A 23343-nucleotide genomic window follows, 5' to 3' on the forward strand; every position below is an offset into this window, starting at 1 on the left:
TTGGCCACCCGGACTTTCAGCTGGCCCGCAGGCTTGCCCCCTAGGATGGGCGGGTGAAAGAACGGGTACTTCCAACGCACGACGGCGGCAGGCTGGCTGTCTACAGCTACGGCACCGCGGATGCGCCGGGAGAACGGCGCGTCGTGGTGATCGGCGGCGCGTTCCTCACCGCCTCGATCTACCGCCCCTTCTCGGTGGAACTGGCGAAGGGGCTGGGCGAGGGCTGGGCGGTGGACGTGTACGACCGGCGCGGCCGGGGCAACTCCTCCGAGCAGCCGCCGGGCTACTCCATGGCCACCGAAATTTCGGATGTCCGGACCGTGATGGATGCCACCGGTGCCCGGAACATTCTGGGCCACAGCCTGGGCGGGGCGGTGGCGCTCAACGCCGTCCAGGAGTTCACTGGCACCGGGTACGTGCCGGACAAACTCGCGGTGTACGACGCCGCGGTGAACATCGACGGCAGCATCGACACCGCCTGGCTGGACGGATTCGAGGACGCCGTCAACAACGGCAGGGTTGGCCGCGCCCTGGCGTACATGGAGAAGGCCACCAGTCCCGGCTCCGTCATGGCACGGATCCCGGTTCCCGTGCTGGCCGGCCTGATGGCCGTGCTGTCCCGGACCAAGGTGAACACATTGTTCCGCGAGGTGATGCCCAGCGGAGTGGGTGAGCTGCGTGCGGCCTTCGACGAAAAGGACCACGCGCGGGACTTCAGCGTGCTGCCGGCCGGCACGCATTTCATGGCCGGCGGCAAGAGCCCCGACTACTACAAGGTGACCGCGGAGCGGCTGCACGCAGCCGTTCCGGGCAGCACCCACCAGCTCTCACCCAAATGCTTCCACGGCTCCATTCCGGCGGCGGTCAAGGAGCTCGTGGCTGATGTCTCCACGTACTTCACCGGCGGTAATCCGGGCGGGCCGCCCCGCCCGGATTCCTCCGGAGCTATCCCCGTTCCCCGCGGCTGAAGCCCGCCAAGGCAGCCTCCCCCAGGTCCCGCCACACGGTCCGCGGCTTCGGTTCTTTGCTCCGGTCAGCCAGCCAGTCGCCCCAGGCGGTGATGTCCTCCCCGCCCGCGGCGGCCACGGCGTCACAGGCGAAGCCGACGGCGGCCGTCCCGTCACGGAGCTGGACCGACCCGAGCAGCATTGGCTCGGGAAGGGCGGCCAGGAACGTCCCCAAGGCCGCGGGCGGCAGCAGCCACCGCTCCCCGGCCAGCTCTGCGCCGTCGTCGGACCGGTACACGCCTGGCTTCGGCGGCACCGTGTCCAGTGCCACCATCCGGTAGCGCGCAGCGGTGCGGACGGGCCCGTCCCAGAAGGCGCCGAGTTCCTCAAGCTCGCGGGCCAGCGGCTGGCCCTTGCGGTGCGCGCCCACCACCACCAGCGGCAGGGCCGTTGCGCCGGCGGCGACCGGCCAGGGAATGGGCGACGACGGCCGGGCGGCTCCTGCGGCTGCCTCCAGTCCTGCGGCACCAGGCGCCGCCCCGGCCGCGAAGAGTCCAGGCTGCGCTGGGGTGGTTTCCAGCCGGCGGGCGATGTCCGCCGCCACGGCGTCATCGAACGCCCGGCCCACCACCGTGACGCCGAACTGGGCGCCGTCCACCCCGCCGGCCGGGACAGCCACGGCACAAAGATCGAACAGGTTGCAGAAGTTCGTGTAGGTGCCCAGCAACGAGTTCACCCCCACCGGATCCGCGGCAACCTCTGCCAGGGTGGGGTGGAACGGCGCCGTCGGAACCAGGAGGGCATCGAAGCCCTGGAGGCGGCCCATGGCGGTGGCCTTCAATTCCTCCAGCCTGGCGGTGTCGGCGACGTACCGGGAGGCGGACACCGTGCCGGCGGCACGGATGATGCCTTCCACGGTGGAATCGATGCCTGCACGGCCGCCCGTGCCGGCGTCGTGCTTTGCCAGGAAGTCCCCAACTGCAGCGTGGCGTTCGGCCACCAGCGCTCCGTCGTAGAGCAGCCGTGCTGCCTGGAGGAACGCGTCGAACTCGATCGCTTCGGCATCCACCCCGCTGGACCGCAGGCGGTCCACCTGCCGCTGGAATTCCGCAGCCCACTCAGGCGGCAGGGCCGGGAGGCTCGCGGGGTAGGCCACCCGGGGCCGGGACGGCGCTGCGAGCTTTGTGTCCGCGGGCCACGCCCGGGCACCGCCGGCCATGATGCCCATGGCGAGCTCGGCCGTGGCCAGGTCCCGGGCGAAAATCGTGACGGCGTCCCAGGACCGGCAGGCCGGCACCACCCCTGCCGTGGAGACCACGTTCAGCGTTGCCTTGATGCCCACGATGCCCTGCAACCCGGCGGGAACCCGGCCGGATCCTGCCGTGTCGGTGCCGATGGCGATGTCCACCAGTCCCAGCGCCACGGCCACGGCGGACCCGGAGCTGGACCCGCCGGAGATCCGGTCCGGCCGGCGGGAGTCCCGGACGGCGCCGTAGGGGCTGCGCGTTCCCACCAGGCCGGTGGCGAACTGGTCAAGGTTGGTGGCGCCGAGGACCATGGCACCCGCGGCGCGGAGCCGCGCCACGGCTTCGGCATCCTGCTCCGGCACGTAGGCGAAGCCGGGGCAGGCCGCCGTGGTGGGAATCCCGGCCACGTCAACGTTGTTCTTCACGGCCAGCACCAGTCCGGCCAGCGGCAGGTGCGCACCCCGGGCAACGGCGGCGTCGATGGTTGCCGCTTCGGCCAGGACGTCCTCGCGGCCGCGTAGCATTATCCAGATTTCCGGGCGGTCCACGGCGCCAACCGCGGCCAGTGCTGCCTCGGCGCGCCGCGTGGCGGCGCCTGCGGGTGCCGGGTTCATACCGTGGCCCCTTCCAGTTCCAGGTCCTCCACCTCGAGCAGCGCAAGGTCGCTGCCGCCGAGGACAACCACCGCCTCCCCGGCAACCACCTGCGAACCCGCCGTGGGCAGGACACGGAGCACCACACCGTCGCACGGCGCCTCCAGGACTGTCTCCATTTTCATGGCCTCCAGCGAGACCAGCGGCTGGCCCTTCGCCACCCGGTCGCCCTCGGCCACATCCACCTTCCAGACGCTCGCGGCGAACGGGGCGGAGACCAGGGACCCGCCGTCCGGAACCACCACGTCATCTGCTGCGGGGGCGGCGACGGCGGCGAGCGCGTCGGCACGGTCGAACTCGCCGGCGTCAGCCCATGCCTGCCGTTCCACAGCGAAAGCCGCACCCTGCTTGTCCCGGAACGCCTCGATGGACGCGCGGTTTTCGGCCAGGAACTGTTCGTGCTCAGCGAGCGAGAACGTGCCGTCCTCGATCTCCACGCCGCGGCCGCGGCCGGCCGCCATGTCGGCGCGCAGGTCCAGGAGTTCCTCCGGGCTGACGGGGTACCAGGAAATCCGGTCGAAGAAACGGAGCAACCAAGGCGATCCGGGTTCGAACGGAGCGGAATCGGCGTACCGGGACCACACCTGGGTGGTGCGGCCCACGAACTGGTAGCCCCCGGGGCCCTCCATCCCGTAAATGCACATGTACGCGCCGCCGATGCCCACCGCGTTCTCCGGGGTCCAGGTGCGCGCCGGGTTGTACTTGGTGGTGACCAGGCGGTGCCGCGGATCCAGCGGCGTGGCCACAGGCGCACCCAGGTACACGTCGCCCAGGCCCAGGACCAGGTATTCGGCGTTGAAGACGGTGTCGAAGACGTCATTGACGGAGTCCAGGCCGTTGATCCGGCGGATGAACTCGATGTTCCACGGGCACCACGGTGCATCATCCCGGACGCCGGCCATGTAGCGTTCGATCGCCTCGCGGGTGGCGGGGTCGTCCCAGGACAGCGGCAGCCGGACGGTGCGGCTGGGAACCACCAGCTCGGAGCTCGCCGGCAGGGCTGCCTCGACCTCCTGGACCAGGCCCAGCAGCCGGCGGGTGGACAGGGCGGACGGGTCCACCTTGATCTGCAGCGACCGGATACCCGGGGTCAGGTCAACGATGCCGGGCACCCGGAGCGCTTCGATGTGCTGGTGCAGGGCGTGGACCCGGGCCCGCAGGCCCAGGTCGAGCACCATGTCGCCGTATTCCACCAGCAGGTTGTCATCGCCGGAGCGGCGGTACGTGACCGCGGGCCGGCCGGAACCGTCCGGCACCCGGCCCAGGACGCCGTCGTCGCCATCTCCGCGGACCGGCCCCGGCGTTGCCGCTTCCGCTGCCGGAAGCTTCAGGGCGGCACTGCCGGACCAGCCGGCGTCGCCCGGGAGGACCAGCTGGCGGCCGGGACCCAAGTCCGCGGCCGACGGCGCCTGGCTGGCTTTGATGGGCACGAACCGGACCTTGTCCCCCGGACGGAGCTGGCCGAGCTTCCAGCGCTCGGCCGTCACGACGGTGACGGGGCAGACGAACCCGCCCAGGCTGGGCCCGTCCGGGCCAAGCAGGATGGGGGTATCGCCGGTAAAGTCCAGGGCGCCCACCGAGTAGGCGGTGTCGTGGATGTTGGACGGGTGCAGGCCTGCCTCGCCGCCGTCGGTCCGTGCCCAGCGGGGTTTGGGGCCGATGAGACGGACGCCGGTGCGGGCGGAATTGAAGTGCACCTCATACTCCGCGGCATACAGGTCCTCGATATCTTCGCGCTGGAAGAACTCGGGGGCGCCGTGCGGCCCCTCGGCCACGGCCAGTTCCCAGGTGGACACGAGGACGGGGCGGCTGTCGGCGGGCACCGCTGCGGCCGGGCCTGCGGCCGGTACCCCATCCACCGTGACCGCGCGGAGTACGTCGCCGGCGCGCAGAACCCGTCCGGCGTGGCCGCCGAACTGGCCCAGGGTAAAGGTTGACGCGCTGCCCAGGTAGGCGGGAATGTCCAGGCCGCCCTGGAACAGGATGTAGCCGCGCAGGCCCTTGCCGGTGGCCGTGCCGACGTCGAGCGTCCCGCCTGCCGGGACGGTCACGGGGGTCCAGGCGGGCACCTCCACGCCGTCAACGGTCACTGTGACCTCCGCGCCGGTGACGCAGACGGTGGTGGCATGCGTGAACACCAGGCTGGGTCCAGTCATGGTGAACTCCAGGCCCGGGACCCCTTCGGGGTTGCCCAGCGCAGTGTTGCCCAGGCGGAAGGAGAGGTCATCCATGGGGCCGCTCGGCGGAACGCCGATCTGCCAGAGCCCGGTGCGTCCCGGCCAGTCCTGCACGCTGGTCTGCAGCCCGGGTCGTTCCACGGTGATCCGCGGTTCGGGGTCCCCCACGTTGTCCAGGGTGCTGGTGGAGTGCTCGACGGCGCGGACCACGTTCATGCCGCTCACGGCGCGGAGCAACCCTAAGTTGGTCTCGATGCCATCGATCCGGGTGTTGCCCAGCGCAACGGCGAGGCGGTCGAAGGCCTCGGTGCGGCTTGCGCCGGAGGTGATGATTTTGCCCAGGAGGGGATCGTAGTTGGTGGAGACGTCGGTGCCGGTCTCCACCCAGGTATCCACGCGCGCTTCCTCCGGCCCCGGGTAGGCGGCGCTGGTGACGGTTCCGGCGCTGGGCTGGAAGCCGCGTGCCGGGTCTTCTGCGTAAACGCGGGCCTCCACGGCGTGCCCGGATACCGGCAACGCATCGGGCACGTCCGCCAACACCGTGTGGGCTTCGGCGCCGGCCTGGGCGAGGCGGAGCATCCATTCCACCAGGTCCACCCCCGTGACGGACTCGGTGACGGGGTGCTCCACCTGGAGCCGGGCGTTGACTTCCAGGAAGGAGGCTTCCTTGCGGGCGGAGTCGTAGACGAACTCGACTGTGCCGGCCGAGCGGTAGTTAAGGGAGGCGCAGAGGGCGCGGGAACTGCGGTGCAGTTCCTCGCGCAGATCGACGGGCAGGTCCGGGGCGGGGGCCTCCTCGAGGACTTTCTGGTGGCGGCGCTGGAGGGAGCAGTCCCGGTCGCCCAGGCTGACCACCCGGCCTTCGCCGTCGCCAAAGACCTGGACCTCCACGTGGCGGGCGTTCTCCACATACCGTTCGGCGAAGACCCCTGCGGTGCCGAAGCTGGCACCGGCAAGCCGGGCGACGCGAGGGAAGCTGTCCACGAGCTCGGCCTCCGTGCGGCAGACCGTCATGCCGATCCCGCCGCCACCGCCGGTGGCCTTGAGCATCAGCGGGAACCCAATGGTTGCGGAGGCCGCGACGGCGGCGTCCACGTCCTCAAGCAGGCCGGAACCGGCGATCATGGGTACCCCGGCCGCCCGTGCGGCGTCGCGCGCGGTGTGCTTGGTTCCGAAGATCCGCAGCTGTTCGGGGGTGGGGCCAACAAAGGCGAGACCTGCGGCTTCCACGGCCTCGGCGAAGGCCGCGTCCTCGGACAGGAAGCCGTAACCAGGGTGGATGGCGCCGGCGCCGGTTTCCTTTGCCGCGGCCAGGATCGCCTCCACCCGGAGGTAGGACTCCTTGGCGGGCGCTGGCCCCAGCAGCACAGCCTCGTCGGCGAGCCGGACGTGCTTGGCGCCGCGGTCGGCCTCGGAGAAGACGGCGATGGTGCGCAGCCCCAGTTTCCTGGCAGATTCGATGATGCGGCACGCGATTTCGCCGCGGTTGGCGATCAGGAGGGTGTCGAAGAGTTTTGTGGTGGTCACAGTGCAGCCTCCGGCCGGGTGACGATCATGCGGACGGGCGTGGGGTTGAAGCCGTTGCACGGGTTGTTGATTTGCGGGCAGTTGGAGACGAGCACCAGGGTGTCCACCTCCGCCTTCAGCGCAACGCGCTTGCCGGGGGCGGACAGTCCGTCCACGATCCCCAGGGCGCCGTCCGGGTCCACCGGGACGTTCATGAACCAGTTGATGTTGGACACCAGGTCCCGCTTGCCCAGGCCCCAGCGGGAGCCCTCGATCAGGAAGTTCTCCACGCAGGCGTGCTGTTCGCGGGTGTGCTGGCCGTAGCGCAGGGTGTTGGATTCCTGCGAGCAGGCGCCGCCAATGGTGTCGTGCACGCCCACTTCGTCCGCAACAACGGTCATCAGGGCAGCATCGGTGTCGGCGCGCAGGACCGAACCGGTGGTGAGGACGATGGACTGCTGTGCGGCGATGGTGGCTGCCGCCGAGTAGCGCACGGTGGTGTCCCCGGCTGCGTAGAGCAGGCAGTCAACGGCCTGGTTGCCTTCCAGGTCCACGATGGTCAGCACGTCGCCGGCTACTACCACTGCCGACCAGGGGCCGCGGGCTTCGACAAATTCGTCCAGGATCAGGGTGCCGGGGGCAAGTGCCGTGCCTGCAGCGTCCGGGCGGGTCTCAATGGCGGTGTTCATCGGGCGTTCCTTGCGGTGAGATCGTGTTCGGTATTGAGCAGGGCCTGCAGGTGTTCCGGGGCCAGTGGGCCAACCAGGCGGCCGGCTTCGAGTTCGCGAAGGTCCTGCGGCGCGTGCCATGCAAGGATGTCCACGGCAGTTCCGGTGAACTCCCGGCGGGGGTCCAGCGGGTGCGCTGTGTTGGCCAGGACCAGGACGGCGTCCAGGTGGAGAAGGAGTTCGACGGCGGCACCGGGGCCTGCGCTGCCGGTGAAGGTGATGCTGCCGGCCGGGTCAACGGTGATGCCCTTGAAGAAGGACAGCGACGGAGCGACGTCCCGCGGACCCATCCCGTTCTTCAGGGCGCCCAGCGTGAGCAGTTCGCGCGCCGCCGGAGATGCGCTGTGGACTGTTCCCGCACCGTATTTCGCGGTGTTGCCGGTGAGCGTGGTGGCGCCCGTCAGGGCATCATGCCGGGCGGAGGTATCGGCCACGATGGTGGCCATCAGCCGGCCGGCGTCGGACAGCAGCGGGTGCCCGGCAGCGGGATAGGCCTGCCACGGGACCTTGACGGTGTCGGCGACATTCAGTCGTTCGTGGGTGGCACCGGTCCGGTACAGGAGCGCGTGGACGCAGCCGTCGCCGGCGGTATCCGTGAGCCGGATCCGGGTGCCGCGGGCCAATGCCATGGTGGTGTAGCGGCCAAAGGCGAGGGACTCCGCCCAGGTGGGGGATGCGTCGTCGGGCATCCCGGACAGGAGGCGCCCTGGCGCGGAGGCGGCCGGGACGAAGCGCATGGTTTCGGCGGTCTTGCCGTGCTGGTCCCTGGCGTGGGCGCGGGCGCCGGCCGTGGTGGCGGTGCCGGTGGCGGCCGTTTCGATGGTCTGTGTCATGGTCGAGGTCCTGGTTGTTGTCGGGAACGATGGGAATTTAGGGCTCAGGCCCTGGTGGCTGCGAGGTTCCTGCGCCGGACCCAGACGCCCAGGAGCAGGACGGCGGCGACCATGAGCGGTGCGGACCACAGGAGCAGCCCGTTGTCGCCGGAGGGGTCGTACACCTCGGGCCGGGGCCAGGCGAGGTTGACCACCATGAGGCCTCCGTAGAGGACGGCGAGGATGTTGACCGGCAGGCCCCAACGGCCCAGGGAGAACAGGCCGGCAGGCATGGTCTGGCCCACCCGCGCCCAGTCACCGCGGAGGCGGTTGATCAGCTGCGGGACGGTGACCAGGAGGTAGGCGATGTAAACCATCACGATGCAGACGCTGCACAGGGTGGTGAAGAGGGCAGCGTTGCCGACGTTGATGGCCAGCACGGCAACTGCCAGCGCGCCGATCACGATCGAGGGCCACATGGGCGTCCCGCGGGTGGGGTGGACGGAGGAGAGCAAGGCCGACGCCGGGAGCTTGCCGTCGCGGGCCATCGAGAATACGAGCCGGGAACCGGCGGTCTGGATTGCCAGGGTGCAGACGAAGATGGCAATGGCAACGTCAACCAGCAGGACCTTTCCCCAGAAGGTTCCCAGTACGGCGGTGAGGACGTAGGGCAGGCCTTCGGTGGCGAGGCGGCCGTCGTCGAGGCTGGGGGCGGCCATCAGGGCGGTGATGATCATCAGCGCGCCGCCAATGCCGGAGATGAGCAGGGCGGAGAGGATGGTCCGCGGTGCGGTGCGGCGCGGGTCCTTGGTTTCCTCGGAGAGCTCCCCGGCGGAGTTGAAGCCCACCATGACGTAGGCGGCCATGAGCCCCGAGACCAGGAAGGCTCCCACGGCGCCGAGGTCCGAGCCCACAAGGACGGTGGTGTCCGCCACCACGTCCGGACCGCGCTGGGCGGCGCTGATGAGGGCGAGGATCACGGCTGCGACGCCGACGATTTCGCAGGTGACACCGACGGAGTTCACGTGCGCCATGAGCTTGACGCCCAGGGAGTTGATGATGGTGGTGGCCACCAGCAGGACGGCACCCAGGATCACCGCGTTGGATGCCCCGGTGACGGTGTTGAGGGCGGGGTCACCACCCACCACCTGGAATCCGTCCCACAGCTGGGGCAGGACCACCTGCAGGGCGATGGCTGCGGCTGCCGCGGTGACCACCTGCGCGATGGCCATGAACCAGCCGGCAAACCAGCCCACGGCTTCCCCGCCGACGCGGCGCGCCCACTGGTAAACGGCTCCGGAGAGCGGGTAGCGGGCGGCGAGTTCGGCAAAATTGAGGGCCACGAGCAGCTGGCCCACCAGCACTACCGGCCAGGTCCAGAAGAACGCGGGACCAGCGAAGGAGTAGCCGAAGGCGAAGAGCTGGAAGATGGTGGTGAGGATGGAGACGAAGGAGAAACCGGCGGCAAAGGAAGCGTAGCGGCCGAGCTTTCGGTGCAGGGTGGGCTGGTAGCCAAGGGACGTCAGGTCTGCATCGTCCTGGTGGACGGTGGGAAGAACGGTGGATGTCATGGGAATCTCCGGGGCTGGAAAGGGATCTTGGGGGCGAAGCCTTCCGGCAGTGCAGCGCTCGGCCGAAGGCTGCGGATTACCGGTCACTTGATAGTTTTCCAGCGCGATGTCCCCAAACAGTTTCCCCTCTGTAAAAGGCGGATAGACATCTTGTTTCGGGGATATTTCCATCCCCTCACCGTTCCCGCAGGGCACCTTCGAGCCCGCTCTGCGGTGCAAGAATGAGTCGGTGACTTACGCCGGACCGGGACGCCCCCGCCACCAACAGCCATCACGGCCAGGCGCCACCGCCCGCGACGAAATCCTCGATGCCGCGGCGGAACTGTTCACCACCCAGGGTTTCGCCAGCACCTCCACCCGGTCCATCGCGGACGCGGTCGGGATCCGGCAGTCATCGCTCTACCACCACTTCAAGACCAAGGACGACATCCTTGAGGACCTGCTCGAGGGAACGGTGTCCGGCGGCCTGGAGTTTGCCCGGGCCGTGGCCGCGCTGCCCGCCGGCAGCACAGGGACCGAAAGCCCGGCCGGGAGCCGGCTGCACGCCGTCGCACTGTATGACGGCACGCAGCTGTGCAGCGCACGGTGGAACCTCGGCGTCCTCTACCACCTGCCCGAGGTCCGGAGCACGCGTTTTGCCCGGTTCCTGGCCGACCGGCAGGAACTGCGGCGGCTCTACGGGGAACTTGGCAGCGGCCTGTCCGCCACCGCCTCCGGGCCGGACGGCGGCGACTTCACCTTCCGCCTGGTCGAATCACTGATCTACCTCCGCGCAGACGGTGCGGCAAACGCAGAATCGGCCCTGCAGGCGGCGGATGCCGGGCTCATCCTTTGTGGACTCGGCGCGGAACTCCCGGCCATCCGCGCAGCCAGCAGGGAGCTGATCAGGCGGCTCGCCTGAGCCTGGCCGCACCGGCCAGTGATGCCCGCACCCGGCTTGCTCGGCTAGGCTCGGAACATGACGCGAGAGAACATCAGGACCCCCGACGGCGGCACTGTGGAGCTCTTCTCCACCGGCGCGGAACTCGCTTCGGCTGGTTCGGGCGTGGTGGTGGTGCCGCCCTCCATGGTGACGGCTGCGGACTACACCAAATTCGCCCAGAAACTGAGCGCCGCCCTGGGCCGGCCGGTGCACACGTTCAACCGCCGCGGCCGCGGCTCATCGTCCCCGCAGCCCGAGGACTACACGCTGGACGTGGACATCCGGGACCTGGACACCGTCATGAAGCACACCGCCAGCACTGACGTCTTCGGCCACAGCTTCGGTGGAGCGGTTGCCCTGCACGCGGCACGGACGCTGCCGGTGGAACGGCTGGCCGTCTACGACCCCGCCGTCTCGGTGAACGGCAGCGTCACGGCCAGCTGGATCGTGGAGTACGAACGCGCCGTTGCTGCCGGAGACGACGACCGGGCCCTCGCGGTGATCCAGCGCGGCCTTGAGGCCGGCGGCACGTTCTCCTCGCGCATGCCGCTGTCCATGCTGACGCTGGCCAACAAGCTGACCGCGGGCACCACGGAGGGCAAGCAGCAACGCGAACTGATGCGCACCGGCGTCCGCGAGATCAAGGCCATCATCGCCGCAGACATGCCGGCCGAACCGTTCCAGGCGCTCCCCCTGGAGACGCTGATCGTGGTGGGCGAAAAGAGCCCTGCCTACTTCGGCATCGCGTGCGGCCAGATCCACGACGTCCTCTCCGGCTCCAGCTACACCATCCTGCCCGGCTTCGGCCACGACGGCGCCATCAAGGCCCCCGACAAGCTGATCAAGGAACTGAGCGACTTCTTCGCCGGCTGATCCCGGCCCGGTTGGGCTAGTGGGCGCCGTGGCCCGGTCCGGCGCCTTCAGTCTTGCGCATCATGGCGGACAGCACGACGGCGGCAAGGGCTATGACGGTTGCCGTCAGGAAGGCGGCGCTCATCCCGGCGACGAGCCCCGACGTCGCACTCACCACGGCGAAGATGGACACGAGCAGCGCCGTCCCGGCGGCGCCGGCCACCTGCTGGGTGGTGCTCATGATCGCGGAGCCGTGCGAGTAGAGGTGCGGTGGCAGCGGGTTCAGGCCAGTGGTGAAGGCCGGGGTGAACAGCAGGGCCAGGCCGAAACTCAGCCCGACGTGCAGGGTGATGATCCACCACACCGCCGTGCCGGCGTCGAGCATTGAAAACTGCCAGAGCGTCACCACCATCAGGATGGATCCCGTCACGGTGAGCGGCAACGGGCCCACCCTGTCGAACGCGCGGCCGATCACCGGGCCGAGCAGCCCCATGGCCAGGCCGCCGGGGAGCAGCGCGAGTCCGGTTTCCAGCGAGCCCAGGCCCCGGACTTCCTGCAGGTAGAGCGGCAGCAGGATGACCCCGCCGAACAATGCCATCATGGCCACCACCATCAGCAGGACCGAGACGGTGAACATCCGGAATTTGAACGCACGCAGGTCCAGCAGCGGCGCAGCGGCCTTCTGCAGGCGGACCTGGCGGAGGATGAAAACCGCGAGGGCGGCCACGCCGATGACCAGGGCGGCGATGGCTGCGGCGCCGGGACCGGACTGGCCGCCGTGGCCGCCGCCGATTTGGCTGAGTCCGTACACAAGGCCGCCGAACGCGGGGACCGTGAGGAGCACGGAGGAGAAGTCCAGCTTGGTCTTCTCCGCCTCACCCACGTTGGTGAGGAATTTTGCGCCGATGGCCAGGGCCGCCAGCGCCACCGGCAACACGAACACGAACATGAAGCGCCAGGTGAAGTGTTCGAGGATCAGCCCGGAAACAGTGGGGCCCATGGCCGGGGCGACCGAGATGGCGATGCTGACGTTGCCCATGACCGCGCCGCGCCTGGCCAGCGGGACCAGGGTGAGGATGGTGGTCATCAGCAGCGGGAGCATGATGGCCGTGCCGCCTGCCTGGACGATGCGTGCCAGCAGGAGGACTTCGAATCCGGGGGCCACGGCGGCAAGTGCGGTGCCGCCGGCAAACAATCCCATGGCCAGCATGAAAACGGCCCGGGTGGACAGGCTTTGCAGGATGAAACCGGTGGTGGGGATGACCACGGCCATGGTGAGCATGAACCCGGTGGAGAGCCACTGGACGGTGGGTGCGTCCACGCGGAGGTCCACCATGAGCCGCTGCAGGGCGACGTTCATGATGGTCTCGTTGAGGATCACCACGAACGTCGCCACCAGCAGCGTGCTGATGATGGTCACTGACTCCCGGGACATCTTCTCCGGCGCAGCGGGCCCGGTGCCCGTGCGGGGTTCCGCGACGGTTCCTGCGGCGGGAACGGACTGGCCGCCGGCGTTGGGAGAGACTTCGGTAGACATGGGTGTTCCCTCAGGGGTTCTTGAAAGTGATGGGCGGTCGGCGCCGCTGCAGATGCCAACACTCTACCCGCTGGAGTAATTCCCCGGCACGGGAATTTCCCCTAAACCCTGAGGGAACAGTTGGGGCTTTAGGCTGTCTGGCCCGCGTGCCGGCCTTCCGAGATCTCCTCCACCAGCTTGCTGTTGAATGCCGGGAGGTCATCCGGGTTGCGGCTGGTCACCAGGCCTTGGTCCACCACAACTTCCTGGTCCGACCAGTTGGCGCCGGCGTTCTTCAGGTCCGTCTCAAGGGTGAAGTAGGACGTGACGTTCCGGCCCTTGATGACTCCTGCATCAATCAGCAGCCACGGCCCGTGGCAGATGGACGCCACCGGCTTGTGCTGTTCAAAGAAGCTGCGCGTGAAGGCCCGGGCGTCCTTGTCCACCCGCAGGTGGTCCGCGTTGACAACCCCGCCGGGAAGGACCAGCGCGTCATAATCGGAGGGATTTGCCTCCGCCACCGTGAGGTCGACGTCGAAGGTATCGCCCTTGTCCGTGCCGTTGTAGCCCTGCAGCTTGCCGCTCTTGGGCGCCAAAAGGGTGGGCTCGCCGCCGGCGTCCTTCACGGCCTGCCAGGGACTGGTGAGCTCCACCTGCTCCACGCCGTCAGTCAGCAGGAATGCGACCTTCTTGCCTGCGATGTTGTGCTCCGACATAGCTCCTCCTTGCCTGAGGCGGACCATGCACCACTGCGGTGCCCGGATCCGCTTCCAGAGTTGAATTCCTGACAACTTCCACCCTAGGAAAGGTGAAAGTGATAAGCAAGCTGACTATATTGGAATCCACGTGACGCCGTGGTGGCGGTTCCTTCCCGGGACCTTCGACTCTGGCGGTGCGGCTGTATGCGGGATTGGGGTACAGACAGGACCCGGTTTCCGGCAGTAAGGTTTCACCTACGCGCAGTGCTCTCGTAGCCGCAGCGGCCACCCCACGGGCCACTTCGGATTGGTGCAAGGAGGCCCCGATGACAGTAGAGCGAATGTTCCAAGGCGTCCCCTCGGACCCGGACCCGTGGATGTCCGGCGACACTCCCGAGGACGTCCGGCAGTTCGCCATCGAATCGCTCCGGTGGCAGGCGCAGGAGATCATCGATGAGGTGCTCTGCAGCAAGGATCCGCGGGAAGAGTGGGTGCGGGACCGGCTCCGCGGGTGCGTGGCCAGGAATCCCGGGCGCCCGGAGCGCGCGCTCCTCGAACAGCTCATGAACAGCCCGGACAGGCCGGGCTGGTAGCCCGGGCCATGTGACGCCGGGCTGCAAGCCGCCGGCGCTCAGGAACTCAACGGCATGTTGTCGATCAGGCGGACCGGGCCCACCTTGGCCGCGATGAGGGCCAGGGCGTCGCCGCGGAACGGGGTCTCCCTGCAGTTTTCCGCCAACGGCTCAAGCGTGCCGGGGTCCACCACGTCGAAGTAGTCCAGTTCCACCAGCGGCTGGGACTCCACCAGGGCCAGCGCCGATTCCAGGTCCAGCGGTTCGTGGGCATTTGCGCGCTGTTCCAGCAGCCGCAGTGCCCGGGACAGGACCAACGCGGCTTCCCGCTCGTCCGCGGACAGGAAGCGGTTGCGGCTGGACAAGGCCAGCCCGTCCGCAGACCTCACCGTGGGCACACCAACGATCTCCACCGGGAAGTTCAGGTCCGCCGCCATCCGCCGCACCAAGGCCAGCTGCTGGGCGTCTTTCTGTCCAAAGTACGCCCGGTACGCCGGCAGTCCGCCGGGCAAAGCCGGGTTCGCGGACCCGGCCGGAAGACCGGCAGCGGGCATGCCGTAATGCAGCAGCTTCGCCACCACGGTCAGCGCGCCGTCGAAATGGCCCGGACGCGACGCACCCTCCCACTTTTCGCCAAGGCGGCCGGAGGTGATCCGAACCAGGGGTTCCCCGTTTGGATAGACCTCCTCCACGGATGGCGCGAAGGCCAGGTCCACGCCCTGTTCCTCCAGCAGGGCAAGGTCCGCCTCAAGCGTCCGCGGGTAGCGGTCCAGGTCCCCGGCGTCGCCAAACTGCAGGGGGTTGACGAAGATGCTCGCCATCACCACGTCGTTCTGCTCGACGGCGGTGCGCGCCAGCGCGGCATGGCCGTCATGGAGTGCGCCCATGGTGGGCACCAGCCCCTGCGAGAGACCCTTCTTGGCGCCAAGGAGCCTGGCGCTCTCGGCGTGCAGGCCTGCGACGGTGGTGACGAGTTGAATGGACATTCAGTCTTCCTTCGGGTCGAGGGCCTCGCGCAGCCCCTTCAGCTGGTCGGGTTTGAGCAGTCCGCGGCCTTCTGCCCGCAGGGCTGTGGCCCGGGCCATCGCCAGGTAGGCTTCCAGCACGTCACCGTGCCCGCCGCCGTCGAACTCCCGCAGCGCTTCCGCGTGGGCACGGACCGTTCCCACGTCACCGCGGGCCACGGGGCCGGTCAGCGCGGATTCCCCGGAGGCCAGCGCGTTTTCCAGCGTTGCCCGCAGGAGCGGGCCGAGCATGCGCTCCGGCAGCTCCACCCCCACCTCGCGCAGCAACTGGGATGCCTGGGCAACCAGGGTGACCAGGTGGTTGGAACCATGGGCCAAGGCGGCGTGGTAGAGGGTCCTGTCCGCTTCGGCGATGGCCACCGGCTCCGCCCCCATCTCCACCACCAGGGCCTGGGCGATCGGCAGCATGGCGGCATCTGCGGTCACGCCAAAGGTGCAGTCCAGGAGCCGGGTAAGGTCCAGGCTCATGCCCGTGAACGTCATGGCCGGATGCAGGGCCAGCGGCACGGCACCGGCGGACCGCACCGGGTGCAGCACGCCCACGCCGAACCGGCCGGAGGTGTGGGCCACCAGCTGGCCGGGCTGCCAGGCGCCGAGCTTCGCCAGTCCCTCCACGAGGCCCGGCAGGGCGTCGTCGGGCACGGCCAGCAGCACCAGCTCGGCGCGCTCCACGATGTCCTGCACCTCCAGGATGGGAACGCCCGGCAGCAGGGCCTCAGCCCGTTCCCGGCTTGCGTCCGAGACCGCCGAGACCCCGACGACGGCGTGCTCTGCTGCGCGCAGGGCCGCGCCCAGCACGGCCCCCACCTTTCCGGCGCCGATGATTCCGACGCCGAGGCGTCCGGGTTTAGCCATGCTGCTGGCCCTCCTGTTGGTAAGGGGTGCTGGTGGTCATAGGTCCCGCGGCCGGGGCAACCTGCTGGAGCCACTGTTCCGTGGTTTGCCGTTTCCGGGCCAGCCGGGCACGCGCAGACTGGTCGTTGAAGAGCTGCCGGGCCTCATCCAGACCCGCCTGGGCCAGCCGCGGGACGACGGGTCCGGCGGTGGTGTGCAGCACCAGGTCCGCCACCCGGAACCGCCGCGCCAGGGGCCCCTGCTGCAGGGCCAGCGACTGCGTCCGCTGATGGGGAACCACCACCAGCTCACGCCACCACCGCCCGGAGCGGATCAACAGGGCCGTGTCCGTGGCGGCAAAGCCGTTGCGGCGCCACGCAAAGGGTGCCAGGAGCCAGGCCCGCCGCGGCGTGGTGATGAACCCGCCGTCGGAATCCCTGCCGTTCAAGCCGGCTGCAAAGACGGCCGCGGGCTGGTCAGTACCGGGGTCCGGCAGCACCAGGGAGAGCATGGCCAGGACGTCGGGAAGTTTACCCACCGGCAGGAGGATGGTCCGGGTATTGCCCTCGACGGCGTTGCCGGACTGCCCGTAACCGGCCACGTTCACCTGCATCCGGTACCAGCCGAACGGGCGCCACAGCGGGGACTGGGCCACTTTTACCGCCTGGATCCGGCCGGGCGGAAGGGTCTGCGCCTGGGTGTCCAGCAGCCCGTACCTCAGCCGGATGCCGTCCGGCGAGACTGCCGCCGTGAAGTTGTAGCCCCTGTTGAAGAAATTCCAGTAGCCGGCCGCCAGGCCCAGCACCGCCGGCACCAGGTAGAAGTAGAAGGCGCGGTTGTCCGTCACCGCGGACAGCACCACGGAGGCGGCGCCGCCCACCACCACGAAAAAGCTCTGCTCACTCAGCAGCAGCGAACCGAGAAGGCGCGACGGCGGGACGGCAAGTACCGGGAATTCGGGCTCCTCGGCTGCGGCCCGGGCCGGCTGTCCGGCACCGGAAAAGCCGGCCCCGGGCACGGCGACGGCTGCGGCACCCGACGCGCGGGCCAGGATGGTGGCACGCAGTTGGCGCGCATCATCGATCCTGAGGTAGGCGAGCCGCACCGCGGACTCCCCCGCGTCGGCCACCTCGAATTTGAGTTCGGCCAGGCCGAAGATGCGGGCCAGCAGCGGCTGCACGATGTCGATGGCCTGCACCCGGTCCAGCCGCGCCTGCCGGTGCTGGCGGAACAGCAAGCCGCTGGTGACCCGGACGTAGCCGCCGGACACCTGGTACTTGGTGAAGTACCAAGTCAGCACGAACCCCAGCACCGCCACCACCAGCACGGCCGCGCCACCGCCCAGGAGCCACGGAGCGCGCCGCCCCAGGCCTTCCTCGAAAACGGGCTGGCCCTGCAGGGCCCGTTCAAAAATGTCCCGCCCAAAGAAGAACGCAATGGCGGCCAGGGCAAACCAGCCCCTCACAAACGGTGACGCGGGGTGCACCCGCTGCCAGCCGTCGTCGGACGCTGCTGCGGTGTCCCGGCCGGCCGCTGCGGGCGGCACCGCCGGCAGTTGGCCGTCAGCGGTCACAGCCCGGCCAGCCTGGCTTCGCCGCGTGCCGTCAGCTCTTCCCTGAGCCGGGCGCCCTCAGCGGCCGGCAGGCCGGGAATGCGTGCATGGGTTCCGGGCGAGGCGGTGTGGAGCTTCAGCGTGCACAGGCCCAGGGCCCGCTCTACCGGCCCCACGGCGATATCCACGTACTGCATGCGGCCGTACGGCACGGCCATGGTGCGCTGGAAGAAGATGCCGCCCCTGACCAGCAGGTCCTCGTCCCGCTCGGCGTAACCGATGGCCCGGACCTGCCGCGGAATGAGCACCAGCCGCCACAAGGCCAGCACCAGCATGGCGGCCGGGACGGTCACGGCAAGCCACACAGGCGGCCAGGACCACCAGCCCAGGATGACAAACACCAGCGGAGCGGACAGGGCCAGCACCGCAACCAGGTTGCCGAGGGCCCACTCCGCCAGCCGGACCGTGACGTACCGTGGCGACACCCGCTGCCAGGAAATACCGGGCGGGTCAATCGCCTCGGTACGCATATTCGCCTTCCCCGGCAGCCTCGCCGCGGGCAGGGCGGCCCTTGCCGTCGGTGCTGGTGGTGTCGCCGTCCTCCGGAGGGATCCGGCAGAACCGTTCCACCACGAGCCCCACCACGATCATCACCAGGCCGCCGCCGGCCATGGCCAAGGCAAGCCAGGTGATGCCCTGGTCGCTCCGCAGGCTCCAGATCCGCAACTGGTCCAGGACGATGCCCGCGTGCCAGCCCAGCAGGACCGTTCCGGCGTAGGCGCACGCCTGGGCGAGGATCAGTGTCCTTGCGGCCAGGAGCGGATCAAGTTGGGTCTTCTTTGCCTTGCTGCCGGGCTTGAGGCTGTTGCGCCACCGCACGACGCGGATGCCCAGGATCAGCGTGATGATGACGATGACGCCCATGGTGGCCAGCGCGGTGGCGGGAAGGACTGGTGTGGCAATGCTGTAGCGGCTGGTGACCACGGTCGCCGACCAGCCCGCGACGGCAAGGATGACGCCGATCAGCATCAGGCGCAGCGGGTTGATGGGTTTCATCGCGGCTCCACCGCTCCTGCCGTCGGCATCCCGTCGAAGTCCCCGAAACCGTCGAACGGCGCAAGGTCGCCGAAGTCCGGGGCACGGACCGCCAGGGCGCTGATCCGTTCCCCGCCCAGCATGGCGGCGGGTTCGATCAGCGACCACGGGTACAGGACGAAGGCCCGGGTGGCAGCACGGGGATGCGGGAGCGTCAGCGCCGGATCGTCACTGTGCAGGTCGCCATAGGTGATGATGTCGACGTCGAGCGTCCGCGGCCCCCAGCGGACCTCGCGGACGCGGAGGTGCTTGTTCTCCACCGCCTGGCAGTGCTCCAGCAGTTCCTGCGCACCCAGGCTGGTCTCCACGGTAATCACCATGTTCAGGAAGTCCGGCTGGCCGGACGGGCCGCCCACGGCTTTGGTCTGGACGATCGGGGAGACAGCCAGGAGCCTGACTTCCGGCGGATCCACGAGGTCGGCCACGGCTTCGGTCAGGGTTTCATTCCGCTCGCCAAGGTTGCTGCCCAAGGCCAGCACGGCCTTGGTGTAGGCGCGGTTCATGCCGGCTCCCCGGACAGGCCGCTGTCGGCCGGGACACGGCTCCGGTGGACGGTCACGGCGACGTCGCCAAAAGGCACTGCGATGGGAGCCTGGGGTTTGTGGACGGTGATGTCCACCGCCTGGAGCGGGAATTCGTCAAGCAGGCTCTCGGCAATCCGCACGGCCAACGCCTCGATGAGGTTCAGGGGTTCCCCGGCGATCCAGTCGGTAATACGCTGCGCCACCTCGCCGTAGTGCGCGGTGTCCCGGACGTCGTCTGACTCCGCTGCTGCGGCGAAGTCAAGATAGAGCACCGCGTCCACCACGAAAGGCTGGCCCTCGCGGCGCTCAAAATCAAACACGCCGTGATGACCGACGGCGGTCACGCCCGTCAGCGTAATCCTGTCCATGGGGCCCCCCGGCCCTAGTGCGTCTTGGGTACGGCTTGTGGCGTGGGTACCGCTGCCATGCGGGCAGCGACCTTGACGGCGTCAAGGCTTGGCCCGACGTCGTGCACGCGGACTGCCCATGCGCCGCGCGAGGCGCTGATGGCGGTGATTGCCGCCGTGGCACCGTCCCGTTCCTCCGGAGCGGCGGACTTGCCGGCCACGGTGAGCAGCGTGCCCAGGAACCTCTTGCGGGAGGCCGCCACCAGGACCCGGTGGCCCAGGCTGTCCAGCTGGTCCAGGTTCTGCAGCAGCTCCCAGTTGTGGGCGTCGTTCTTGGCGAACCCCAGGCCGGGGTCCACGATGATCTGCTCGTGGCTGACTCCTGCGGCGTAGAGCTTGTCCCGCACCCCCGCCAGCTCGGCCACGACCTCGCCTGCCACGTCCGTGTACTCAGCGAGTGAATTCATGGTCCGGGCGTCCCCGCGGCGGTGCGTGAGGACGTAGGGGACCTTGGATGCTGCCACGAGCTCCGCCATCTCCGGTTCGATGGTCAGCCCGGAGACGTCATTGATGATGGCGGCGCCGGCCTTCAGGGCGGCGGCCGCAGTGGCGGCGTGGGTGGTGTCGATGCTGACCAGCGCACCGGCCTTCACGAGTGCTTCGATGACCGGCAGGACGCGCCGCTGCTCTTCTTCCGGCGTGACGTCCTCGGCACCGGGGCGGGTGGACTCCCCGCCGACGTCGATGATGTCCGCCCCTGCGTACAACATCCGCAGGCCGGCAGCGATGGCGGTGTCCGCGGTGGGGTGCTTTCCGCCGTCGCTGAAGGAATCCGGGGTGACGTTCAGGATCCCCATGACCAGTGTGCGGCCGGTGGGGAGGTCCTCGAAGCGGGCCGCCGGGCGGGGCTTGCGGAGGATGGGCAGCGGCGAGGTCGCGGGCCCCGTTCCGGGGGCTGCGGCTAGTGAATCCATGGTTTGTTACCTTCCGAGGATGAGGCTCATGGCCTCGGCACGGGTGGCCGGGTCATGCAGCTGCCCGCGGACCGCACTGGTGACGGTCTTCGCTCCGGGCTTGCGGATGCCGCGCATCGACATGCACATGTGCTCGCATTCGACAACGACGATCGCCCCGCGGGGCTTGAGGTAGCGGACCATCGCTTCGACGATCTCCGTGGTCAGCCGCTCCTGGACCTGCGGGCGGCGGGCGTAGATGTCCACCAGCCGGGCCAGCTTGCTCAACCCGGTGACCTTGCCGTCATGCGACGGGATGTAGCCAACGTGCGCCACCCCGTGGAATGGCACCAGGTGGTGCTCGCAGGTGGAATAGAACGGAATGTCCTTGACCAGGACGAGTTCCTCGTGGTCCAGGTCAAAGGTGGTGGACAGGACCTCGGCGGGGTCGTGGTGCAGCCCGGCGAACACCTCGGCGTACGCCTTCGCAACCCGTTTGGGGGTATCTACGAGCCCGCCGCGGTCCGGGTCCTCGCCGATGGCGAGGAGGATCTCGCGGACCGCCGCCTCGATCCGGGGCCGGTCCACTCTTTCATGTTTTGAGGACCGGTGACCGCCTTCCGCCAGGTGATCGGCGGAGGCGGAAACGTCGTCGTCGTCGAAGGAAGTCACAGGGAAAGCTTAGCCGCGAAGGGTGCCGGGCCCCGATTCGGGGGTGCCGCCATGAAACGGCGCATCCTCCGCAACACCTTGGGAATGCGGCGGCTGGGCGTCCAGCGGCTCGTCCATCCGGGCCTTCTTCGCTTCCTCCTGGGCCTCGCGTTCTGCCCGCTCCAGGCGGCTCTCCACCGGACCCGCCATCTGCACGGGGCGGGTTTCCTTGGACAGCCACACCTCGCGGAAGTCACGCTTGCGGACGTCACGGAAGATGTCGGCGATCTCGGCCTGGTTCAGGGTTTCCCGCTCCAGCAGTTCCAGGGCCAGGATGTCCAGGATGTCCCGGTTTTCGGTGAGGATTTCGTACGCTTCGTCATGGGCCTGCTCAATCAGGCGGCGCACTTCCTCATCCACGACGTACGCGATCTGGTCCGAGTAGTTGCGCTCGTGCCCGGCGTCGCGGCCCAGGAACGGCTCGCCGCCGCCCTGGCCCAGCCGGACCGCGCCGACGCGTTCGCTCATGCCGTATTCGGTAACCATCTTCCGGGCGGTGCCGGTGGCCTTTTCGATGTCGTTGGAGGCGCCGGTGGACGGATCGTGGAACACGATCTCCTCGGCGACGCGCCCGCCCATGGCGTACGCCATCTGGTCCAGGAGTTCGTTGCGGGTCACGGAGTACTTGTCGTTGTCCGGCACCACCATGGTGTAACCCAGGGCCCGGCCGCGCGGGAGGATGGTGATCTTGGTGACCGGCGCAGAGTTCCGCAGGGCCGCGGCAACCAGGGCGTGCCCGCCCTCGTGGTAGGCGGTGATCTTCCGCTCGTGTTCCTTCATGACGCGGCTGCGCTTCTGCGGGCCGGCCATGACGCGGTCGATGGCCTCGTCCAGGGCGCGGTCATCAATCAGGTTCGCGTTGGAGCGGGCGGTAAGCAGGGCGGCCTCGTTGAGGACGTTCGCCAGGTCCGCACCGGTGTAACCCGGCGTCTTCTTGGCGACGGCCTTGAGGTCGACGCCCGGAGCCATCGGCTTGCCCTTGGCGTGGACCTTGAGGATCTGGTCGCGGCCGATCAGGTCGGGGGCCTCCACACCGATCTGGCGGTCGAAGCGGCCCGGACGCAGCAGTGCCGGGTCCAGGACGTCGGGCCGGTTGGTGGCGGCGATCAGGATGACGTTGGTCTTGACGTCGAAGCCGTCCATCTCCACCAGCAGCTGGTTGAGGGTCTGCTCGCGTTCGTCGTTGCCGCCGCCAATGCCGGCGCCGCGGTGCCGGCCCACGGCGTCGATCTCGTCCACGAAGATGATGGCGGGCGAGTTGGCCTTGGCCTGTTCAAAGAGGTCGCGGACGCGGGAGGCACCGACGCCGACGAACATTTCCACGAAGTCCGAGCCCGAGATGGAGAAGAAGGGGACGCCTGCCTCACCGGCCACTGCGCGGGCCAGCAGCGTCTTACCGGTGCCTGGCGGCCCGTAGAGCAGCACGCCCTTGGGGATCTTGGCGCCGACGGCCTGGAACTTTGCAGGCTCCTGCAGGAATTCCTTGATTTCCTGCAGTTCCTCCACTGCCTCGTCGGAACCCGCGACATCGGCGAAGGTCACCTGCGGCATGTCCTTGCTGACCATCTTGGCCTTGGACTTGCCGAACTGCATGATCTTGGAGCCGCCGCCCTGCATCCGGGTCATCAGGAACCAGAACAGGGCGCCCAGGAGGATCACGGGGATCAGGAGCGAGAGCAGGCCGGAGAACCAGTTGCTCTCGATGGGCTGGTCTGTGAAGCCTTGGGCGGGCTTGGCGTCGGTGACAGCCTTCACCACATCCTGCGCGCGGGCGTCCACGAAGAAGAACTGTACGCTCTTGCCTTTGTCCTGCCCGTTCACCTGCAGGTTGTCCTTCAGCGTGAGGTCAACGCGGTTTTCGCCGTCGAAGATCTTGGCCTGCTCCACCTTGTTGCTGGAAAGCAGCTCCAGGCCCTTGTCCGTGTCGATCCGGGCTGCACCGCCGGGGGCGAGCGTTGCAAAAGCCACCAGGAGCAGACCGACCACAACGACGATCCAGATGCCCGGGCCTTTGAAGAAGTTCTTAGCTTTCATCTGTTCGGGGGCTCGCCCCGTCCCTTCCGGTAGTGCTTCACGGCGAGTAGTCTGCGCGCGTGATGGT

At 68.8% G+C, this 23343-nt stretch carries 21 protein-coding genes; 4 read left to right on the plus strand and 17 right to left on the minus strand.

What is annotated here, in order from left to right; all coding sequences use genetic code 11:
• The first annotated feature begins 53 nt into the window (after positions 1 to 53).
• Positions 54 to 968, plus strand: coding sequence for an alpha/beta fold hydrolase (locus tag QRM96_RS05365; protein ID WP_285318720.1), 915 nt, complete (start codon positions 54 to 56; stop codon positions 966 to 968).
• Here QRM96_RS05365 and atzF read toward each other — a convergent pair.
• The 5 genes from atzF to QRM96_RS05390 are packed head-to-tail and all read right to left on the minus strand — an operon-like array spanning position 946 to position 9641.
• Positions 946 to 2808, minus strand: a complete 1863-nt coding sequence (gene atzF / locus QRM96_RS05370; protein ID WP_285318722.1) for an allophanate hydrolase — start codon at positions 2806 to 2808, stop codon at positions 946 to 948. The genes QRM96_RS05365 and atzF overlap by 23 nt on opposite strands.
• Positions 2805 to 6551 (minus strand): urea carboxylase, encoded by a 3747-nt coding sequence (uca, locus tag QRM96_RS05375; RefSeq protein ID WP_285318724.1) that lies wholly within the window; start codon positions 6549 to 6551, stop codon positions 2805 to 2807. Before uca ends, atzF begins: the two co-directional genes overlap by 4 nt.
• Positions 6548 to 7219 (minus strand): urea amidolyase associated protein UAAP2, encoded by a 672-nt coding sequence (locus QRM96_RS05380; protein WP_285318726.1) that lies wholly within the window; start codon positions 7217 to 7219, stop codon positions 6548 to 6550. The genes uca and QRM96_RS05380 overlap by 4 nt, the downstream gene beginning before the upstream one ends.
• Entirely contained in the window at positions 7216 to 8091 is an 876-nt protein-coding gene (locus tag QRM96_RS05385) for an urea amidolyase associated protein UAAP1 (RefSeq protein WP_285318728.1), read from the minus strand. Before QRM96_RS05385 ends, QRM96_RS05380 begins: the two co-directional genes overlap by 4 nt.
• 44 nt (positions 8092 to 8135) lie before the next feature.
• The gene (locus QRM96_RS05390) at positions 8136 to 9641 is read right to left on the minus strand and encodes an amino acid permease (RefSeq protein ID WP_285318729.1); all 1506 of its coding nucleotides are present in this window, start codon (positions 9639 to 9641) and stop codon (positions 8136 to 8138) included.
• A gap of 229 nt (positions 9642 to 9870) precedes the next feature.
• Here QRM96_RS05390 and QRM96_RS05395 point away from each other — a divergent pair, with 229 nt between their 5' ends.
• On the plus strand, positions 9871 to 10542 hold the full coding sequence (locus QRM96_RS05395; RefSeq protein WP_018762643.1) for a TetR/AcrR family transcriptional regulator: 672 nt from the start codon (positions 9871 to 9873) through the stop codon (positions 10540 to 10542).
• 57 nt (positions 10543 to 10599) lie between these two features.
• Complete coding sequence (locus tag QRM96_RS05400; RefSeq protein ID WP_018762644.1) at positions 10600 to 11436, plus strand: alpha/beta fold hydrolase; 837 nt, start codon at positions 10600 to 10602, stop codon at positions 11434 to 11436.
• A 16-nt stretch (positions 11437 to 11452) separates the two neighbouring features.
• On the opposite strand, the gene QRM96_RS05405 is transcribed toward QRM96_RS05400, so the two are convergent.
• Complete coding sequence (locus QRM96_RS05405; protein ID WP_018762645.1) at positions 11453 to 12952, minus strand: DHA2 family efflux MFS transporter permease subunit; 1500 nt, start codon at positions 12950 to 12952, stop codon at positions 11453 to 11455.
• Positions 12953 to 13080: 128 nt separating this feature from the next.
• A complete protein-coding gene (locus tag QRM96_RS05410) occupies positions 13081 to 13647 on the minus strand; it encodes a type 1 glutamine amidotransferase domain-containing protein (protein ID WP_018762646.1) in 567 nt (188 codons plus the stop codon).
• Positions 13648 to 13955: 308 nt separating this feature from the next.
• Here QRM96_RS05410 and QRM96_RS05415 point away from each other — a divergent pair, with 308 nt between their 5' ends.
• Complete coding sequence (locus QRM96_RS05415; RefSeq protein ID WP_018762647.1) at positions 13956 to 14222, plus strand: hypothetical protein; 267 nt, start codon at positions 13956 to 13958, stop codon at positions 14220 to 14222.
• A gap of 38 nt (positions 14223 to 14260) precedes the next feature.
• Here QRM96_RS05415 and QRM96_RS05420 read toward each other — a convergent pair whose 3' ends face one another.
• The 10 genes from QRM96_RS05420 to ftsH are packed head-to-tail and all read right to left on the minus strand — an operon-like array spanning position 14261 to position 23276.
• Positions 14261 to 15187 carry a 4-phosphopantoate--beta-alanine ligase gene (locus QRM96_RS05420; RefSeq protein ID WP_285318732.1) on the minus strand — a complete coding sequence of 309 codons (927 nt, stop codon included), beginning with the start codon at positions 15185 to 15187 and terminating at the stop codon, positions 14261 to 14263.
• Entirely contained in the window at positions 15188 to 16081 is an 894-nt protein-coding gene (locus QRM96_RS05425) for a Rossmann-like and DUF2520 domain-containing protein (RefSeq protein ID WP_109044062.1), read from the minus strand. It abuts the gene before it with no gap.
• Positions 16074 to 17633: a PH domain-containing protein gene (locus QRM96_RS05430; RefSeq protein WP_502934878.1), complete on the minus strand. Its 1560-nt coding sequence runs from the start codon at positions 17631 to 17633 to the stop codon at positions 16074 to 16076. Before QRM96_RS05430 ends, QRM96_RS05425 begins: the two co-directional genes overlap by 8 nt.
• The gene (locus QRM96_RS05435) at positions 17630 to 18142 is read right to left on the minus strand and encodes a PH domain-containing protein (protein WP_285318734.1); all 513 of its coding nucleotides are present in this window, start codon (positions 18140 to 18142) and stop codon (positions 17630 to 17632) included. Before QRM96_RS05435 ends, QRM96_RS05430 begins: the two co-directional genes overlap by 4 nt.
• Positions 18123 to 18668 (minus strand): DUF3180 domain-containing protein, encoded by a 546-nt coding sequence (locus QRM96_RS05440; protein WP_018762652.1) that lies wholly within the window; start codon positions 18666 to 18668, stop codon positions 18123 to 18125. The genes QRM96_RS05435 and QRM96_RS05440 overlap by 20 nt, the downstream gene beginning before the upstream one ends.
• Positions 18665 to 19210, minus strand: coding sequence for a 2-amino-4-hydroxy-6-hydroxymethyldihydropteridine diphosphokinase (gene folK / locus QRM96_RS05445; protein ID WP_018762653.1), 546 nt, complete (start codon positions 19208 to 19210; stop codon positions 18665 to 18667). Before folK ends, QRM96_RS05440 begins: the two co-directional genes overlap by 4 nt.
• On the minus strand, positions 19207 to 19599 hold the full coding sequence (gene folB / locus QRM96_RS05450; RefSeq protein WP_043424218.1) for a dihydroneopterin aldolase: 393 nt from the start codon (positions 19597 to 19599) through the stop codon (positions 19207 to 19209). The genes folK and folB overlap by 4 nt, the downstream gene beginning before the upstream one ends.
• 14 nt (positions 19600 to 19613) lie before the next feature.
• Positions 19614 to 20552, minus strand: coding sequence for a dihydropteroate synthase (gene folP / locus QRM96_RS05455; protein ID WP_018762655.1), 939 nt, complete (start codon positions 20550 to 20552; stop codon positions 19614 to 19616).
• Between the two features lie 6 nt (positions 20553 to 20558).
• The gene (gene folE, locus QRM96_RS05460) at positions 20559 to 21203 is read right to left on the minus strand and encodes a GTP cyclohydrolase I FolE (RefSeq protein WP_026264829.1); all 645 of its coding nucleotides are present in this window, start codon (positions 21201 to 21203) and stop codon (positions 20559 to 20561) included.
• Positions 21204 to 21212: 9 nt separating this feature from the next.
• Positions 21213 to 23276, minus strand: a complete 2064-nt coding sequence (ftsH, locus tag QRM96_RS05465) for an ATP-dependent zinc metalloprotease FtsH (RefSeq protein ID WP_018762657.1) — start codon at positions 23274 to 23276, stop codon at positions 21213 to 21215.
• Positions 23277 to 23343 lie beyond the last annotated feature (67 nt).

It is taken from the genome of Pseudarthrobacter sp. lyk4-40-TYG-27 (assembly GCF_030209295.1).
Lineage (GTDB): Bacteria > Actinomycetota > Actinomycetes > Actinomycetales > Micrococcaceae > Arthrobacter.